Annotated in this window: 15 protein-coding genes and 5 tRNA genes; 19 read left to right on the top strand and 1 reads right to left on the bottom strand. The window is 44.5% G+C overall.

Features of this window, described 5'->3' with window-relative positions; all coding sequences use genetic code 11:
• Positions 1–48: 48 nt before the first annotated feature.
• Positions 49–1839, bottom strand: a complete 1791-nt coding sequence (locus ACW6QF_RS13020; RefSeq protein ID WP_456088142.1) for an aminopeptidase P family protein — start codon at positions 1837–1839, stop codon at positions 49–51.
• 253 nt (positions 1840–2092) lie between these two features.
• On the opposite strand from ACW6QF_RS13020, the gene mtnA reads away from it, so the two are divergent.
• The 19 genes from mtnA (at position 2093) to ACW6QF_RS12925 (ending at position 18897) form a co-directional block, all read left to right on the top strand.
• Entirely contained in the window at positions 2093–3142 is a 1050-nt protein-coding gene (gene mtnA, locus ACW6QF_RS13015; RefSeq protein WP_456088141.1) for an S-methyl-5-thioribose-1-phosphate isomerase, read from the top strand.
• Between the two features lie 97 nt (positions 3143–3239).
• A complete protein-coding gene (gene rpsU / locus ACW6QF_RS13010; RefSeq protein ID WP_298554255.1) occupies positions 3240–3431 on the top strand; it encodes a 30S ribosomal protein S21 in 192 nt (63 codons plus the stop codon).
• A gap of 82 nt (positions 3432–3513) precedes the next feature.
• Positions 3514–4416, top strand: a complete 903-nt coding sequence (locus ACW6QF_RS13005; RefSeq protein WP_298554278.1) for a tyrosine recombinase XerC — start codon at positions 3514–3516, stop codon at positions 4414–4416.
• Complete coding sequence (hpf, locus tag ACW6QF_RS13000) at positions 4413–4712, top strand: ribosome hibernation-promoting factor, HPF/YfiA family (RefSeq protein ID WP_298554252.1); 300 nt, start codon at positions 4413–4415, stop codon at positions 4710–4712. The genes ACW6QF_RS13005 and hpf overlap by 4 nt, the downstream gene beginning before the upstream one ends.
• Before the next feature lie 96 nt (positions 4713–4808).
• Positions 4809–4882, top strand: a tRNA-Thr gene (locus tag ACW6QF_RS12995).
• A gap of 88 nt (positions 4883–4970) precedes the next feature.
• A tRNA-Tyr gene (locus ACW6QF_RS12990) sits at positions 4971–5053 on the top strand.
• Between the two features lie 87 nt (positions 5054–5140).
• Positions 5141–5213: transfer RNA gene (locus tag ACW6QF_RS12985), tRNA-Gly, on the top strand.
• Positions 5214–5223: 10 nt separating this feature from the next.
• Positions 5224–5295: transfer RNA gene (locus ACW6QF_RS12980), tRNA-Thr, on the top strand.
• Between the two features lie 51 nt (positions 5296–5346).
• Positions 5347–6534, top strand: coding sequence for an elongation factor Tu (gene tuf, locus ACW6QF_RS12975; RefSeq protein ID WP_456088140.1), 1188 nt, complete (start codon positions 5347–5349; stop codon positions 6532–6534).
• Between the two features lie 48 nt (positions 6535–6582).
• Positions 6583–6655 (top strand) — tRNA-Trp (locus ACW6QF_RS12970).
• Between the two features lie 19 nt (positions 6656–6674).
• Complete coding sequence (gene secE, locus ACW6QF_RS12965; RefSeq protein WP_005637138.1) at positions 6675–6869, top strand: preprotein translocase subunit SecE; 195 nt, start codon at positions 6675–6677, stop codon at positions 6867–6869.
• Between the two features lie 12 nt (positions 6870–6881).
• Positions 6882–7424 carry a transcription termination/antitermination protein NusG gene (nusG, locus tag ACW6QF_RS12960; protein ID WP_298547563.1) on the top strand — a complete coding sequence of 181 codons (543 nt, stop codon included), beginning with the start codon at positions 6882–6884 and terminating at the stop codon, positions 7422–7424.
• A gap of 74 nt (positions 7425–7498) precedes the next feature.
• Positions 7499–7942, top strand: a complete 444-nt coding sequence (gene rplK, locus ACW6QF_RS12955; protein WP_005637136.1) for a 50S ribosomal protein L11 — start codon at positions 7499–7501, stop codon at positions 7940–7942.
• Between the two features lie 15 nt (positions 7943–7957).
• Positions 7958–8656 (top strand): 50S ribosomal protein L1, encoded by a 699-nt coding sequence (gene rplA / locus ACW6QF_RS12950; protein WP_456088139.1) that lies wholly within the window; start codon positions 7958–7960, stop codon positions 8654–8656.
• Between the two features lie 16 nt (positions 8657–8672).
• Complete coding sequence (gene rplJ, locus ACW6QF_RS12945) at positions 8673–9203, top strand: 50S ribosomal protein L10 (protein ID WP_298547557.1); 531 nt, start codon at positions 8673–8675, stop codon at positions 9201–9203.
• Positions 9204–9248: 45 nt separating this feature from the next.
• On the top strand, positions 9249–9626 hold the full coding sequence (gene rplL / locus ACW6QF_RS12940) for a 50S ribosomal protein L7/L12 (protein WP_005637133.1): 378 nt from the start codon (positions 9249–9251) through the stop codon (positions 9624–9626).
• A 107-nt stretch (positions 9627–9733) separates the two neighbouring features.
• A complete protein-coding gene (gene rpoB / locus ACW6QF_RS12935) occupies positions 9734–13546 on the top strand; it encodes a DNA-directed RNA polymerase subunit beta (protein ID WP_456088138.1) in 3813 nt (1270 codons plus the stop codon).
• Between the two features lie 73 nt (positions 13547–13619).
• A complete protein-coding gene (gene rpoC, locus ACW6QF_RS12930) occupies positions 13620–17906 on the top strand; it encodes a DNA-directed RNA polymerase subunit beta' (RefSeq protein WP_456088137.1) in 4287 nt (1428 codons plus the stop codon).
• 127 nt (positions 17907–18033) lie between these two features.
• Positions 18034–18897, top strand: a complete 864-nt coding sequence (locus tag ACW6QF_RS12925) for an endonuclease/exonuclease/phosphatase family protein (protein ID WP_298547544.1) — start codon at positions 18034–18036, stop codon at positions 18895–18897.
• Positions 18898–18902 lie beyond the last annotated feature (5 nt).

The following is an 18902-nucleotide window of genomic DNA, read 5'->3' as shown; positions in this document are numbered from 1 at the left end:
TGTTTACTCTCTTTAATTTTCAATTTTCAACTTTCAATTTTTAATTAGTTAGATTTCTGCCGTTTTTTCTTTTAACCAAGCCTTCTCTTCTTCGTTCAGATGCGGGCTTACCAAGTCGTACACCATCTGGTGGTATTTGTTCAGCCAGGCATGCTCGCGTACGGAAAGCATGGACGGGATGACCAGTTTCGTATCGATATGACATAAAGTCAGCGTCTCGAAGCCGAGGAACTTTCCGAATTCCGTTTCACTGTCTTCGCGGATCAGGATCATGTTCTCGGTACGGATGCCATATTCGCCGGGACGGTACATGGCCGGTTCGTCGCTCATCACCATGCCCGGTTCCAGGATTACCGGGTTTTCTTCCATGCGGATGCTTTGCGGCCCTTCGTGCACGTTCAGGCAATGGCCGATGCCGTGGCAGGTCCCGTGCAGGTAGTTGATGCCGGCATCCCACAAGGATTTGCGGGCGAAAGCGTCGATCAGGCAGCCCCGTATGCCTGCGGGGAATTTGCATTTGGCAATTCCGATCGTGCCTTTCAGGGCGCGGGTGAAGTCCTTCTTCATCTGCTCGCTCGGCTCGTCGCAAAGGGCGATCGTACGGGTGATGTCGGTCGTCCCGTCCAAATACTGGGCGCCGGAGTCGAGCAGGTACAGACTGTCCGTTTTCAACTCCGTATCCGTTTCGGGAGTAGGAGAATAGTGTACGACCGCTCCGTGCGGGCCGTAGCTGGATATGCTGGCGAAGCTGTCCATGACGTATTGGGGCTGTTCGGCGCGTAGTTCCGTCAACTTGGCGGCGGCACTCAGTTCCGTCACCCTTTCTCCGGCTTTAAGCCTTTTTTCCAGCCAGAAATAGAATTTGGTCATGGCGATGCCGTCTTTCAGGACTGCGTTGCGGAAGCCTTTTATCTCGGTCTCGTTCTTGATGCTTTTCAGGTGGTTGGCGGGCGAGATCCCTTCTATCAGGATACTGCTTTCGGGCAGGGCATTGTAGATGGCCACGTTGGTCCGTTTGCTGTCGATAAACACCCGTGTCCGTTCCGGTAGCCGTGAGAGGAAGGTCGCCAACATGCCGTAATCGGCCAGTGTCACTCCTTCTTTCTTTAGATGCTCTGCGATTTCGGCGGGGAGCTTCTTCGGATTCACGAACAGAACGCTTTCTTTCTCGGAAACGAATGCGTAACTGATGACGACCGGATTATAGGCAACGTCCGTTCCTCTGATGTTGAAGGTCCAGGCCACTTCGTCCAATGCGGAGAGGATGGTGCAGTCGGCTCCTGCCTTATGCAACATTTTGTTGATATCGAGAAGTTTGTCTTCGACTGATTTCCCGCTGAGTTCGACCGGCATTTCAAACATCGGAGCTTCCGGCATGGCGGGGCGTTCTTTCCAGATCGGATCGATCAGCGAAGCGTTTGTGTCCAGTTTGATCTCTTTTTCCGCCAGCGACTTTTCCAGTGTGCGGGCATCTGCCAGACTGTATGTCTCGCCGTTCAGGCCGACGGTCTGTCCCTCTTCCAATTCGTGTGCTAAGAACTCCGGGATGGTCGGGGTCTCGGGCAACATCATTTTGAAAAGCTCGATGCCTGTCCCTTCCAATTGGGTGGAGGCTTGCAGGAAATAGCGGGAGTCGGTCCAAAGTCCGGCTTTATCGGCCGTGATTACAACTGTTCCGGCCGAACCGGTGAATCCGGAAATCCATTCGCGGTATTTCCAGCAGTCGGCAGGATATTCACTCATGTGAGGGTCGGAGGTCGGAATGATATAAGCATCGATTTTATGCAACTTCATTGCTTCCCTCAGGGCGGCAATGCGTTCGGAAATGTTTGTTTTCATCGCATCTTGTTTTATGTAGACGTTACTAATATGGCAAAGTTATTAAATTTCCCGTGATAGACCTCAACCGCCGATAAAAGATTTTTGTAAAATAGATGGCCGATAAACGATAGCGGGAACAGCATTATTTTATATCTTCGCGCAGAAAGACTTGCCTGCCGTCAATTGTCGGCAAACGATTACGATAGGTCGGGCTTTTCCGGCAAGCGTTTTTGTTTAATATGCACGGTTGTGCCTATACATTATATTAAAGATGAATACCCATATAACCGATTTGAAGACGGTCCGTCTGAGCCAAGACGAGAGTGCGGTGATTATCCTGGACCAGACCCGCTTGCCGGGAGCCGAAGTCTATGTCGCCCTTTCTTCGGCAGAAGAGATCTGGAATGCCATATATAAATTGAAGGTACGCGGGGCGCCGGCTATCGGGATTGCTGCTGCCTATGGCATTTATGTATGTAGCCGGCAGATTGCGGCTGGCGCTTACGACGGGTTTTACCGTGAGTTCCTACGAATCAAGAATTACCTGGCCTCTTCCCGCCCGACTGCGGTCAATTTGGTTGCCGCTTTGAACCGGATGGAAAAAGTCGTGGCCGTTCATCCGATGAAGCCCGTTCCGGAAATCGTGCGACTTTTGCGTGCCGAGTCGGAGGCGATCCGGACGGAAGATGCGGCTGCTTGCCGGAAGATAGGGGAGAACTGCCTTTCCTTATTGCGTCCGGGAATGGGAATCCTGACACATTGCAATGCCGGCCATCTGGCAGTGTCGGAATATGGGACGGCTCTGGCGCCGGTTTATTTAGGGGAAGAACGCGGATATGGTTTTAAGGTGTTTGCCGATGAGACGCGTCCGTTGTTGCAAGGCGCACGCCTGACGGCCTACGAATTGCAGAAGGCAGGCGTGGATGTTACCTTGATCTGTGACAATATGGCATCGGCCGTCATGCGGAAAGGTTGGGTGCAGGCAGTCGTGGTCGGTTGCGACCGGGTGGCGGCAAATGGCGATACGGCCAATAAGATCGGGACTTCGGGGGTGGCGATCCTGGCCCGTCATTACGGTATCCCTTTTTATGTCTTGGGCCCGACATCCACCATTGATTTGGATTGCCCGGATGGAGATTCGATCGTGATCGAGGAACGCGATCCGGAAGAAATTACGGACATGTGGTATGCTTCGCGGATGGCTCCCGAAGGAGTGAGGGCCTATAACCCGGCTTTTGATGTTACTCCTCACGACTTGATAACTGCGATTATCACCGAAAAAGGAATTGCTTATCCTCCTTTCCGTATGGAGGATTTCTGAAAAATATTTACGGAAAGTTTTGCTAATCCCGAAACAATCAGTAATTTTGCTGCCCAATTTGTGGATATAGTAATTAAACAATATAATAAATTAAATTATGATCGTAGTTCCATTAAAAGAAGGCGAAAACATTGAAAAAGCGCTGAAGAAATTCAAAAGAAAGTTTGAAAAAACAGGTGTGGTAAAAGAATTGAGAAACCGTCAGGCTTTCGAAAAACCCTCTGTAGCAAAGAGAAAACAAACTATGCGTGCTGTTTACGTTCAACAATTACAGCAGATAGAAGAATAAAAATACAAAATCTATCTGCCAGGCTTGTTTTATTGGATTCTTATTCCTATTTTCGTTGCATAAAAGTTGATGCAACGTGAATATGCTTATTGATTCATTTTTAGAATATCTTCGGTATGAGCGGAACTATTCCGAATATACGCTTGATGCTTATTTCAGGGATTTGCAGCAATTCGAAGATTTTGTGAAAGAGAAGAAGGAAGGCATATTCGTGCCGGAGGAAGTGGATACGGATATTGTACGGAATTGGATTATATCCTTGTTGGATAACAAGATTTCGCCCGTGTCTGTCAACCGGAAATTGAGTTCTTTGAAGTCTTTTTTTAAATTCCTTATGAAGCAGGGATTTGTTTCTGTAAACCCGTTACGGTTTGTGACCGGTCCGAAAACAAAGAAGCCGTTACCTACCTTTGTAAAAGAGAAGGACATGGAAGAGTTGTTGGATGGAGACGGGTTTGATGAGGATTTTGAAGGGGTGAGGGATCGTCTGATACTTGAAATGCTTTATGATACCGGGGTGAGGCGCTCGGAGCTGGTCGGTTTGCAAGATGCCGATATAGACTACGATGCCATGCAGGTCAAGGTGACAGGTAAGCGTAACAAGCAGCGGTTGATTCCTTTTGCAGAAAGATTAAAAAACTTGATGCTTGCATACACTGAAGTCCGAAATCGTGAAGTTGGCGCAGGGAGCGGATGGTTCTTTGTCCGGAAGAACGGAGAACAGTTGTCAACGGGTATTCTTTATACAATAGTAAAAAAGAAGCTCTCCGACATCCCGACATTGGCAAAATGCAGCCCCCACGTATTAAGACATTCGTTTGCAACAAGTATGTTGAATAATGGAGCGGAGTTGAATGCCGTGAAAGAGTTACTCGGGCACAGCAGTCTGGCTTCCACCAGTATTTACACACATACAACCTTTGAGGAATTAAAAAAAGTGTATCATGCTCATCCAAGAGCACAAAAAGAAGGAGGTTTATTATGAACATTAGAATTCAAGCAATCCATTTTGACGCAACAGAACAGCTGGAAGCGTTTATTCAGAAGAAAGTGTCTAAGTTGGAACAGTATTTCGACGGCATTATATCGGCAGAAGTCAGTTTGAAGGTTGTAAAACCAGAATCTGCAAAGAATAAAGAAGCAGCTATCCGGTTGATTATTAAAAATGGAGATTGTTTTGCCGAAAAGGTAAATGACACTTTTGAAGAATCAATTGACGAATGTGTAGAAGCCTTGGAGAAACAGTTGGTTAAATTCAAGGAAAAAATCAGAGCCAAATAAAAAAAACGGTAGATAAATTTGGTATATAAGAAATAATGCCTAAATTTGCAGCCGTTTCGCCTTGGTGACGAAACGGCTGCTTTTTGAAGCAGGCTTGCCTCTTTAGCTCAGTTGGCCAGAGCACGTGATTTGTAATCTCGGGGTCGTTGGTTCGAATCCGACAAGAGGCTCAAAGAATTGAAAATTAGAAATGGAATATTGAAAATTAAAGTTGCAAGTAATTTTTTAATTCTTAATTTTTAATTTTTAATTACAAAGGGGCAGTTACCAGAGTGGCCAAATGGGGCTGACTGTAACTCAGCTGTCTTTCGACTTCGGTGGTTCGAATCCATCACTGCCCACATAGCAATTGAAAATTCGAAATGGAAAATTGAAAATTAGAGTTACAGGTGATTTTCAATTCTCATATTTCAACTTTCAATTAACAAGCGGAAGTAGCTCAGTTGATAGAGCATTAGCCTTCCAAGCTGAGGGTCGCGGGTTTGAGCCCCGTCTTCCGCTCTTATTTATTGCCTGTGTAGCTCAGCGGTAGAGCACTTCCTTGGTAAGGAAGAGGTCCCGAGTTCAAGTCTCGGCACCGGCTCAAATGATATTTTAGAACATGATCATTAATCAAATAAAGAACAATTAAGTTATGGCAAAAGAGAAATTTGACAGATCGAAACCACATGTGAACATTGGTACGATTGGTCACGTTGACCACGGTAAAACAACTTTGACAGCTGCTATCACAACAGTATTGGCAAAGAAAGGTCTTTCAGAACTGCGTTCATTCGACTCTATCGACAACGCTCCTGAAGAAAAAGAAAGAGGTATCACTATCAACACTTCTCACGTAGAGTATTCGACTGCAAACCGCCACTATGCTCACGTAGACTGTCCGGGTCACGCCGACTACGTAAAGAACATGGTAACTGGTGCTGCTCAGATGGACGGTGCTATCATCGTAGTTGCTGCTACTGATGGTCCTATGCCTCAGACTCGCGAGCACATCCTGTTGGCTCGTCAGGTAAACGTTCCGAGATTGGTTGTTTTCATGAACAAATGTGACATGGTAGACGACGAAGAAATGTTGGAACTGGTTGAAATGGAAATGAGAGAACTTCTTTCATTCTATGATTTCGACGGCGATAACACTCCGATCATCCGTGGTTCTGCTCTGGGCGCTCTGAACGGCGATCAGAAATGGGAAGACAAGGTCATGGAACTGATGGAAGCTGTTGATACTTGGATTCCGCTGCCTCCGCGTGATATCGATAAACCTTTCTTGATGCCGGTTGAAGACGTGTTCTCTATCACAGGTCGTGGTACTGTAGCAACAGGTCGTATCGAAGCAGGTATCGTGAAAGTAGGTGAAGAAGTTCAGATCATCGGTCTGGGCGCTGACGGAAAGAAATCTGTTGTTACAGGTGTTGAAATGTTCCGTAAGCTGTTGGATCAGGGTGAAGCTGGTGATAACGTCGGTTTGTTGCTCCGTGGTATCGACAAGAACGAAATCAAACGTGGTATGGTAATCTGTCACCCGGGTCAGGTTAAAGAACACTCTCGCTTCAAAGCTGAGGTTTATATCCTGAAGAAAGAAGAAGGTGGCCGTCACACTCCGTTCCACAACAAATACCGTCCTCAGTTCTATATCCGTACATTGGACGTAACAGGTGAAATCACGCTTCCGGAAGGAACTGAAATGGTAATGCCTGGTGATAACGTTACAATCGACGTTGAACTGATCTACCCGGTAGCTTGTAACGTAGGTCTTCGTTTCGCTATTCGCGAAGGTGGACGTACAGTAGGTGCTGGTCAGATCACAGAATTAGAAAACTAATTCAAATACATAAAATGTAGCCAGCCTTGTCAAGAGGCTGGCTCTTTTACGGAAGTAGCTCAGTCGGTAGAGCACTGGTCTCCAAAACCAGGTGTCGGGAGTTCGAGCCTCTCCTTCCGTGCTAAAAATCTATAGATTCGATGAAAAAGATAATTAATTATATTAAGGAATCTTATAACGAACTTGTTTATAAAGTTTCTTGGCCTACGAGAACAGAGCTTTCCAATAGTGCTGTGGTTGTTATGTTTGCTTCCCTTATAATCGCGGCATTAATCTTTGTTATTGATTTAGGCTTTGAAGGCGTGATGCGTTTCTTCTACGAGAAAATCTTTTAATCAGTTTAAAGTATGTCTGATATTCAAAAGAAATTTTATGTTCTGCGTGCCATTAGTGGCAAGGAGAATAAAGTCAGAGAGTACCTTGAGGCTGAGCTGAAGAATACTGACTTAAGTGAGTATGTGTCACAGGTCCTGATTCCTACTGAAAAGACTTTTACGGTGCGTAATGGCAAGAAGGTGATGAAAGAACGCGCTTACCTGCCGGGTTATGTGTTAGTAGAAGCCGCTTTGGTTGGAGAAGTCGCTCATCGATTGAGAAACATTCCTAACGTGATCGGATTTTTGGGTGGATCGGATAATCCCGTTCCTTTGCGTCCGGCAGAAGTGAGTCGTATCTTAGGTACGGTTGATGAATTGCAGGAACAGCAGGAAGACTTGGATGTCCAGTTCTATGTTGGTGAGAATGTGAAAATCACTTTTGGGCCGTTTAACGGTTTCACAGGTGTAATCGAAGAGGTCAATGCCGAGAAAAAGAAACTTAAAGTGATGGTGAAAGTCTTCGGACGTAAAACACCGCTTGAGTTGGGTTATATGCAAGTGGAGAAAGAATAAGTGCTCTTGTTACGAAAAGTACGGTCTTTCTTTAAAAGTTATCGATGTTATATATCTAAAAAATTTTAGAAACAATGGCTAAAGAAGTTGCTGGACAAATCAAATTGCAGATTAAAGGAGGAGCAGCAAACCCTTCTCCCCCTGTAGGACCTGCTCTGGGTTCTAAGGGTATTAATATTATGGAGTTTTGCAAGCAATTTAATGCCAGAACCCAAGACAAGGCCGGTAAGATATTACCTGTTGTAATTACTTACTATGCCGATAAGTCTTTCGACTTTGTTGTAAAAACTCCTCCTGTTGCTATCCAGTTATTGGAAGCTTCCAAACAGAAGAGTGGTTCTGCTGAGCCGAATCGTAAGAAGATTGCAGAAATCTCTTGGGATCAGGTAAAAACTATTGCAGAGGACAAGTTGGTCGATCTGAACTGCTTCACTGTCGAGTCAGCTATGAGAATGGTTGCCGGAACAGCAAGAAGTATGGGTATCACTGTTAAAGGGACATTCCCGGGTAATAATTAATAAACTTCAATTGAGATGAGTAAACTTACAAAAAATCAAAAGTTGGCTTTGGGCAAGATTGAAGCTGGGAAAGCATACACATTGAGAGAAGCTTCAGCTTTGGTAAAAGAAATTACTACTACTAAGTTTGATGCATCTGTAGATGTTGATGTCCGTTTAGGTGTTGACCCTCGTAAAGCTAACCAAATGGTGAGAGGTGTGGTTTCACTGCCTCACGGTACGGGTAAGCAGGTTCGGGTTCTCGCATTATGTACACCAGACAAGGAAGCTGAAGCTACTGCTGCAGGAGCTGACTATGTTGGATTAGATGAGTATATTGAAAAGATTAAAGGCGGTTGGACTGATATTGACGTAATTATCACTATGCCTTCTATCATGGGTAAGATCGGTGCTCTGGGTAGAGTATTAGGCCCGCGTGGTTTGATGCCTAACCCTAAGAGTGGTACGGTTACCAATGAAATTGGAAACGCAGTGAAGGAAGTTAAGCAAGGTAAGATCGACTTTAAGGTAGACAAATCCGGTATCGTTCACACTTCAATCGGTAAGGTTTCTTTTAGCCCCGATCAGATCCGTGACAATGCTAAGGAATTTATTTCAACTCTTCTGAAGTTGAAACCGTCTGCAGCTAAAGGTACATATATAAAGAGCATTTATCTTTCAAGTACAATGAGTGCGGGTATTAAAATTGACCCCAAATCAGTTGAAGAAAACTAATTAAAATTATTGGACAATGAAAAAGGAAGATAAAGGCTTAATTATAGGTCAACTGACTGAGATCGTAAAGGAATATCCTAACTTCTATTTGACTGATATCGAAGCATTGGATGCTGAGAAGACCAGCAAATTGAGACGGGAATGTTTCAAGAATGAGATCAAGTTGGTTGTTGTAAAGAATAACTTGCTTAAAAAGGCATTGGAAAATGTAGAAGGCGATTTCTCTCCTCTGCAGGTTGCAATGAAAGGCAATACGGCTGTGATGTTCTCACAGACTGCTAACGCCCCTGCTCGTCTGATTAAAGAATTTACTAAGGATGCCAAGAAAGGTGTTCCTGCTAAGCCGGAATTGAAAGCTGCCTATGTACAGGAAAGCTTCTATGTAGGCGCGGAAAACCTCGAAGCCCTGGTAAATATCAAGAGCAAAAACGAACTTATCGGAGATGTTATCATGTTGTTGCAATCTCCGGCGAAGAACGTTATCTCTGCTCTTCAGTCATCAGGACAAACTATCCATGGTCTGTTGAAGACTCTGGAAGAAAGATAATTTTTTTAATTTACACAGATAAACAAACATTTAAATCATACAAAAATGGCAGATTTGAAAGCTTTTGCAGAACAATTAGTAAACCTGACCGTAAAAGAAGTTAGCGAACTGGCTACAATCCTGAAAGAAGAATATGGTATCGAACCTGCAGCTGCAGCTGTTGCTGTTGCTGGTCCTGCTGCTGGTGGCGCTGCTGCCGCTGCAGAAGAAAAAACTTCTTTTGACGTAGTATTGAAAGCAGCTGGTGCAAACAAGTTGGCTATCGTTAAGTTAGTAAAAGAATTAACTGGTCTTGGTTTGAAAGAAGCTAAAGATATGGTTGACGGTGCTCCTAGCGCTATCAAAGAAGGAATCGCTAAAGCTGATGCTGAAGCATTGAAGAAACAGTTGGAAGAAGCTGGAGCTGAAGTTGAGCTTAAATAGTATTTATAACCTGGTAATCAGGTGATTTGGTTAAGAGTCTCCCTTAAAGGAGATTCTTAACCTTTTTGTGTCTATAATTTCAATAAGTTCAATAAATTCCTTACTAGATGTCTTCAACAGCTGAAAACCAAAGAGTTAATTTTGCTTCGATCAAAAATCAGTTCCCATATCCGGACTTTCTCGAAGTACAATTGAAGTCATTCCAAGACTTTCTTCAACTTGACACACCTCCTGAAAAGAGAAAAAAGGAGGGATTGTATAAGGTATTTGCCGAGAATTTTCCGATAGCAGATACGCGTAACAATTTTGTGTTGGAGTTCTTAGATTACTATATAGATCCGCCTCGCTATACGATTGACGAATGTATTGCTCGCGGGTTAACCTATAGTGTGCCTTTAAAAGCGAAGTTAAAACTGTATTGTACAGACCCTGATCACGAGGATTTCGATACAGTGATACAGGACGTATATCTGGGCCCGATTCCGTATATGACGGAAAGGGGCACTTTCGTGATAAATGGTGCGGAGCGTGTTGTGCTTTCACAATTGCACCGTTCACCGGGTGTATTCTTTGGACAAAGTACACATGCCAATGGTACGAAGTTGTATTCAGCGCGTATCATTCCTTTTAAAGGTTCCTGGATCGAGTTTGCAACTGACATCAACAATGTGATGTATGCTTACATCGACCGTAAAAAGAAATTACCTGTAACAACCCTTTTAAGAGCTATTGGTTTTGAAAGCGATAAAGACATTCTCGAGATCTTTAATCTGGCTGAAGAAGTAAAAGTTTCGAAAGCTAACCTGAAGAAGCTGATCGGTCGTAAATTGGCTGCTCGTGTTTTGAAGACTTGGGTGGAAGATTTCGTAGATGAAGATACCGGTGAGGTTGTTTCTATTGAACGTAATGACGTTATCATCGACCGTGAGTCGGTTCTCGATAGCGACAATATTGAGGCTATTCTGGAATCTGGCACGCAAAACATTCTATTACATCGTGAGGACCAGAATCTTTCAGATTATGCTATCATCTATAATACGCTTCAGAAAGACCCTAGTAACTCTGAAAAGGAAGCTGTCCTGTATATTTATCGTCAGTTGCGAAATGCAGAACCTGCAGATGAAGCAAGTGCCCGTGAAGTTATTCAGAACCTGTTCTTCTCTGAAAAGCGTTATGATTTAGGTGAAGTTGGCCGTTACAGAATTAATAAGAAGTTGAACCTTACTACCAGCGATGATATTAAGGTTTTGACAAAAGAAGATATAATCGAGATCATCAAGTATCTGATTGAGTTGATCAACTCGAAAGCGATCGTTGATGATATCGACCATTTGAGCAACCGTCGTGTGCGTACAGTGGGCGAACAGCTGTACAACCAGTTCGGTATTGGTTTGGCTCGTATGTCTCGTACGGTTCGTGAACGTATGAATGTACGCGATAATGAAGTGTTTACTCCGATTGATTTGATTAACGCGAAGACTATTTCTTCTGTCGTTAACTCATTCTTCGGAACGAATGCTTTGTCTCAGTTTATGGACCAGACAAATCCACTGGCTGAAATTACGAATAAACGTCGTTTGTCTGCATTGGGACCGGGTGGTCTGTCTCGTGAACGTGCTGGATTTGAGGTTCGTGACGTACACTATACGCATTATGGTCGTCTTTGTCCAATTGAAACTCCTGAGGGACCGAACATCGGTTTGATCTCTTCTTTGTGTGTATATGCTAAGATTAACGATCTTGGTTTTATCTCTACTCCGTACCGTAAGGTTGTTGATGGTAAGGTGGACTTTTCTGAGGAAGGTTTACAATATTATACTGCAGAAGAAGAAGAAGAATTGACGATTGCCCAAGGAAATGCTCCATTGGATGATAACGGCAAGTTTGTTCGTGATAGAGTGAAAGCTCGTTTTGAAGCTGATTTCCCGGTCGTGCCTCCTACGGAGATCGATTTGATGGACGTTGCTCCACAGCAGATTGCTTCTATTGCGGCTTCTTTGATTCCGTTCTTGGAACATGACGATGCTAACCGTGCATTGATGGGATCTAACATGATGCGCCAGGCTGTTCCTTTGCTGCGTACGGATGCTCCAATCGTTGGTACAGGTATCGAAGCGCAGGTTGCTCGTGATTCACGTACCCAGATCATGGCTGAACGTGAGGGAGAAGTTGTATTTGTGGATGCAACTTGTATCAAGATCAAATATGACCGCTCGGAAGATGAAGAATTCGTAAGTTTCGAAGATGCGGTTAAGACATACAATATTCCGAAGTGGCGTAAGACTAACCAAAGTACGACTGTCGATCTGCGTCCGATCTGTCATCGTGGTCAGCGTGTGAAGGCTGGCGATATCCTGACGGAAGGTTATTCTACTCAGAATGGTGAGTTGGCCTTGGGACGTAACGTGAAAGTGGCATATATGCCGTGGAAGGGTTACAACTATGAGGATGCTATCGTTTTGAACGAACGTATGGTCCGTGAAGACTTCTTTACTTCAGTTCACGTTGACGAATACATTTTGGAGGTTCGTGAAACGAAACGTGGTATGGAAGAGTTGACTTCCGATATCCCGAATGTCAGCGAAGAAGCGACTAAGGATTTGGATGAAAGAGGTATTGTCCGTGTGGGTGCTCGTATTGAACCGGGTGATATTTTAATTGGTAAGATTACTCCGAAGGGTGAATCTGATCCTTCTCCAGAGGAAAAATTGCTTCGTGCAATTTTCGGCGATAAGGCTGGTGATGTGAAAGATGCTTCTTTGAAAGCAACCCCGTCTCTTCGTGGTGTAGTTATTGAAACTGCTTTATTCTCGAAAGCCATCAAGAAGCGTAAGTCCAGACTGACAGACAAGGCTATTCTTCCTAAATTGGATGAGGAATACGAAATGAAGATGGCTGACCTGAAGAACTTGTTGGTTGATAAACTGTTGGTTTTGACTAATGGTAAGGTTTCTCAGGGAGTTAAAGACTATATGAATACAGAGATTATTGCGAAGGGAGTTAAGTTCTCTCGCAAGGCTCTGGAAGAATTGGATTATAATTCTATCCAAGTAAGTAAATGGACTGCCGATGCTGATAAGAACGAACTTATCAAGCAGGTGATCCTGAACTATCTGAAGAAATATAAAGAACTGGATGCCGAATTGAGACGTAAGAAATTCGACCTTACGATCGGTGATGAACTGCCTACCGGTATCGTTCAGATGGCTAAGGTTTACATTGCCAAGAAACGTAAGATTCAAGTAGGTGATAAGATGGCCGGTCGTCACGGTAACAAGGGTATTGTTTCCAAGATCGTTCGTCAGGAAGATATGCCGTTCTTGGAAGATGGTACTCCGGTTGATATCTGTTTGAACCCGCTGGGTGTGCCTTCTCGTATGAACCTGGGACAGATTTTTGAAGCTGTGTTAGGTTGGGCAGGCCGTACGATGGGAGTAAAATTTGCGACTCCGATCTTCGATGGTGCAACATTGGATGATATGAACGAATGGACGGACAAAGCCGGATTGCCCCGTTATGGTAAGAGCTATCTGTATGATGGTGGAACCGGTGAACGTTTTGACCAGCCGGCTACAGTAGGTGTTACTTACTTCCTGAAGTTGGGTCACATGGTTGATGATAAGATGCACGCTCGTTCAATCGGTCCGTACTCTCTTATTACTCAACAACCTCTGGGTGGTAAGGCACAGTTTGGTGGTCAGCGTTTCGGAGAGATGGAAGTTTGGGCACTGGAAGCTTTCGGTGCTGCACATGTTCTTCAGGAAATCCTTACGATCAAATCTGACGATGTTGTCGGACGTTCTAAGGCTTACGAAGCAATCGTGAAAGGTGATCCGATGCCACAACCGGGTATCCCCGAATCTTTGAACGTATTGTTGCATGAGCTGAGAGGTCTTGGTTTAAGCTTTACTCTGGATTAATTCAAAAACAATATAAGTAGATGGGCTTCGGTCCATCTGCTTACTCATTGATAACTCTTTATAAATAAAAAATATGGCCTTTAGAAAAGAAAACAAGATAAAGAGTAACTTTTCAAAAATAACCATCGGTCTGGCTTCCCCTGAAGAGATTCTTGAAAACTCCAGTGGTGAAGTTCTGAAACCGGAAACGATTAACTATCGTACGTACAAACCTGAACGTGACGGTCTTTTCTGCGAGCGTATTTTCGGTCCTATCAAGGACTACGAATGCCATTGCGGTAAGTACAAGCGTATTCGTTATAAAGGTATTGTCTGCGATCGTTGCGGGGTAGAAGTTACAGAGAAAAAAGTGCGTCGTGAACGTATGGGACACATTCATTTGGTTGTTCCTGTCGCTCATATCTGGTATTTCCGTTCCCTGCCCAATAAAATCGGTTACTTGTTAGGCTTGCCGACCAAGAAGCTGGATTCTATTATCTATTACGAACGTTATGTCGTGGTTCAGCCGGGTTGTGTAGACACTGTTGCTGAATTGGACTTGCTTTCGGAAGAGGAATATTTGCAGATTCTGGATAACCTGCCAAAGGAAAACCAGATGTTGGAAGATACGGACCCGAATAAGTTCATCGCAAAGATCGGCGCTGAAGCTATCTATGATTTGCTGGCTCGTCTGGACTTGGATTCTTTGTCTTACGAATTGCGCCACCGCGCAAGCACAGACGGTTCGCAACAGCGTAAGAACGAAGCATTGAAACGTTTGCAGGTTGTTGAATCTTTCCGCGCATCCAGAGGGCGTAACAAGCCGGAATGGATGATAGTGAAGGTTGTGCCGGTGATCCCGCCTGAACTGCGTCCGTTGGTTCCGCTGGATGGTGGACGTTTCGCGACTTCCGATTTGAATGATTTGTATCGCCGTGTTATTATCCGTAATAACCGTCTGAAACGATTAATTGATATTAAGGCTCCCGAAGTAATTCTGCGTAATGAAAAACGTATGCTTCAGGAAGCTGTGGACTCTTTGTTCGACAACTCTCGTAAATCGAGTGCTGTTAAGACGGATGCTAACCGTCCGCTGAAGTCACTCTCCGACAGTTTGAAGGGTAAACAAGGTCGTTTCCGCCAGAACTTGTTGGGTAAGCGTGTTGACTATTCGGCTCGTTCGGTTATCGTCGTAGGTCCTGAATTGAAAATGCATGAATGCGGTCTGCCGAAAAATATGGCAGCCGAACTTTATAAACCTTTCGTGATCCGTAAATTGATCGAACGCGGTATCGTAAAAACGGTTAAGTCTGCTAAGAAGATCGTTGACCGTAAGGAGCCGGTGGTTTGGGATATTTTGGAGTATGTAATGAAAGGTCATCCGGTATTGCTGAACCGTGCACCGACTCTGCACCGTCTGGGTATCCAGGCATTCCAGCCAAAGTTGATCGAAGGTAAAGCTATCCAGTTGCACCCGTTGGCATGTACGGCATTCAACGCCGATTTCGACGGTGACCAGATGGCTGTTCACTTGCCTTTAGGAAACGAAGCTGTATTGGAAGCGCAGATGTTGATGCTTGCTTCTCATAACATTCTGAACCCGGCTAATGGTGCACCTATTACCGTCCCTTCTCAGGACATGGTGTTAGGTCTGTACTACATCACGAAGATGCGTAAGGGAACACAGGGCGAAGGTCTTGTATTCTACGGTCCGGAAGAAGCAACGATTGCATATAATGAAAAGAAAGTGGATATTCACGCTCCGATCAAAGTATATGTGAACGATATTGACAAAGAAGGTAATCCGGTCAAGAAAATGGTCGAAACTTCTGTCGGACGTTTGATGGTCAATGAATTTGTTCCGGAAGAGGTCGGTTATATCAATGAAGTATTGGGTAAGAAAGCACTCCGTGATATCATCGGTAAGGTGATCAAGGCTTGTGGTGTTGCCCGTACAGCTCAGTTCTTGGATGATATCAAGAATCTTGGGTATTATATGGCCTTCAAGGGCGGTTTGTCTTTCAACTTGGCTGACGTTCTGATCCCGCCTGAAAAAGAGGCGTTGGTGAAAGAAGGTTATGACGAAGTTGAACAGATCATGAATAACTATAACATGGGTTTCATTACCAACAACGAACGTTATAACCAGATTATCGATACTTGGACACATGTCAACAGCAAATTGTCCGACACATTGATGAAGCAGTTGACTGCTGATAACGACGGTTTCAACTCTATCTACATGATGATGGATTCCGGAGCCCGTGGTTCTAAAGAACAGATTCGTCAGTTGTCCGGTATGCGTGGTTTGATGGCAAAACCGCAGAAGAGTGGTGCAGAAGGTGGTCAGATCATTGAAAACCCGATCCTTTCTAACTTTAAGGAAGGTCTGTCTGTGTTGGAGTATTTTATCTCTACTCACGGTGCTCGTAAAGGTTTGGCCGATACCGCTTTGAAGACTGCCGATGCTGGTTACCTGACTCGTCGTCTGGTTGACGTGTCCCATGATGTGATCATCAACGAAGAAGACTGTGGTACGTTGCGTGGCTTGGTTTGTACGGAATTGAAGAACAATGATGAAGTGATTGCCAGTTTGGGTGAACGTATCTTAGGACGCGTTTCCGTTCATGATGTCATCCATCCGTTGACAGGCGAAGTAATCGTTCGTGCCGGTGAAGAAATTCGTGAGGATGCAGCCAAGATGATCGAAGATTCTCCGATCGAAAGCGTTGAAATCCGTTCTGTATTGACTTGTGAATCCAAGAAGGGGGTTTGTGCGAAATGTTATGGTCGTAACTTGGCTACGAACCGCATGGTTCAGAAAGGTGAAGTTGTGGGGGTTATCGCTGCACAGTCAATCGGTGAACCGGGTACTCAGTTGACACTGCGTACATTCCACGTCGGTGGTATCGCATCTAACGTGGCAACAGAAAACAGTATCACTTCTAAATATGACGGTGTTCTGGAAATCGAAGAACTTCGTGCTGTGGATAGCGAAGAAAACGGTAAGAAGTTCCAGGTTGTTGTCAGCCGTTTGGCTGAACTCCGTATTGTCGATCCGACAACGAAGATCGTATTGCTGGCTCACAATATTCCTTATGGTTCCAAATTGTTCTTCAAGAATGGAGATACAATCAAGAAGGGGGATGTTATTATCGAATGGGACCCGTTCAACGCCGTTATCGTATCGGAAGTTTCCGGTAAGATCGAATTCGAAAGTTTGGTTGAAAATGTTACTTACAATGTCGAAAGTGACGAAACGACCGGCTTGAAAGAAAAGATCATTATCGAATCTAAAGATAAGACAAAAGCTCCGGCTGCACACATCGTGGATGAAAACGGAAACTATCTGAAAAATTATTCATTGCCGTTGGGCGCTCACGTTGTAAAAGACGAGGGCGATATGGTTAAGGCGGGTGAAGTTTTGGTCAAGATCCCGCGTGCAGTAAGTAAAGCAGGTGATATTACCGGTGGTTTGCCTCGTGTAACAGAATTGTTCGAGGCTCGTAACCCGTCTAACCCGGCTGTCGTTTCTGAAATCGATGGTGAAGTTGGTTTCGGCAAGATCAAGCGTGGTAACCGTGAAATTACTGTTACATCCAAATTGGGTGAAGTAAAGAAATATATGGTGCCTCTGTCTAAGCAGTTGCTTGTTCAGGAAAACGACTATATACGTGCCGGTATGCCGCTCTCCGATGGTGCGACTACTCCGTCTGATATCTTGGCAATCATGGGACCGACGGCTGTTCAGGAATATATCGTAAATGAAATCCAGGACGTATACCGTCTGCAGGGTGTAAAAATTAACGATAAGCATTTCGAGGTAATCGTCCGTCAGATGATGCGTAAGGTTGAAATCATCGATCCGGGAGACACTCGCTTCCTGGAACAGCAGGTGGTTGATAAACTGGAAGTAATGGATGAAAACGACCGTATCTGGGGCAAGAAAGTTGTGACGGATCCGGGAGATTCTCAGACATTGCAGGCGGGTCAGATCGTGACTGTCCGTAAGTTGAGAGACGAGAACAGCATGCTGAAACGTCGTGACTTGAAATTGGTTGAAGTCCGCGATGCAGTCCCTGCTACGGCTAACCAGATTCTTCAGGGTATCACTCGTGCCGCTTTGCAGACAAACAGCTTTATGTCTGCCGCATCTTTCCAGGAAACGACGAAAGTGCTGAACGAAGCAGCTATCAACGGTAAAGTGGATCGTCTGGAAGGTTTGAAAGAAAACGTTATCTGCGGTCATTTGATCCCTGCCGGTACAGGCCAGCGTGATTTCGACAAGTTGGTTGTCGGTGCTAAAGATGAGTTCGAACGTATCTTTGCAAATCGTAAGAATGTCGTAGACTTCAATGCTATGGACAGAGACGACGAGTAAATATGCGAAATAAATAATGAGAAGGGTTGCCGATATTCGGTAGCCCTTTTTTATTTTCCGATATTTGTTTAATAAAATCAGAGTGCTTATATTTGTGTATTATCTTGATAATTAAAATAAATCATATATGAAAAAAGTTCTACTCTATTTATTAGCCTTTCTGATCTCTACGAATGTGGCTTTTGCCAAACATTCTGATAATGAAATGAATGTGATGTCCTTTAATATCCGGATGAGTACAAAATCTGACGGGGCTAACTGGTGGGAATACAGAAAAGACCTGGCAGCCAATGTGATCAAGTTTTATGATGTCGATATGTTCGGTGCGCAAGAAGTCTTGTATAACCAGTTGACGGATTTATTGGATCGTTTGCCGGACTATGGCTATGTCGGGGTGGGACGTGAAGACGGCAAGACGAAGGGTGAATATTCTCCTATCTTTTACAGAAAGGACCGTTTCTCTGTTGTCAAAAGTGGCAATTTCTGGTTGGCGGAAGATATGAATGCCGTGGGCAAAAAAGGTTGGGATGCCGCTTGTGAGCGTGTTGCGACTTGGGCGATATTCAAGGATAAGGAATCCGGAAAAAAGTTTTTCTTTCTGAATACCCATTTGGATCACATGGGGCAGGTGGCTCGTCATGAAGGGGCTTCCTTAGTCTTAGAGCAGGTAAAGCAGCTTGCCGGAAATCTTCCGGTGATTGTTACGGGCGACTTTAATGCTGTTCCGACCGATGATCCAATCAAAGTTTTAACAGATGAAAAAGATCCGCGCCATTTGACGCATTCCCGTACATTGGCTCCTTTGCGCTACGGCCCTGAATGGACTTTCCACGATTATGGACGTATTCCTCTGGACAAACGTGTATGGATTGATTATATCTTTGTAAAAGGTAATATCGAAGTGCTTCGACATGGTGTTTTGACTGAAAGTCTGGGTAACTTGTATCCTTCAGACCATTGTCCTGTTATATCGAGAATGCTTGTCCAGTAAGTGCT

It is taken from the genome of Parabacteroides sp. (assembly GCF_977054455.1).
The sequence above is the reverse complement of the archived record's forward strand: the minus strand, read 5'-3'. Positions and strand labels throughout refer to the sequence as shown.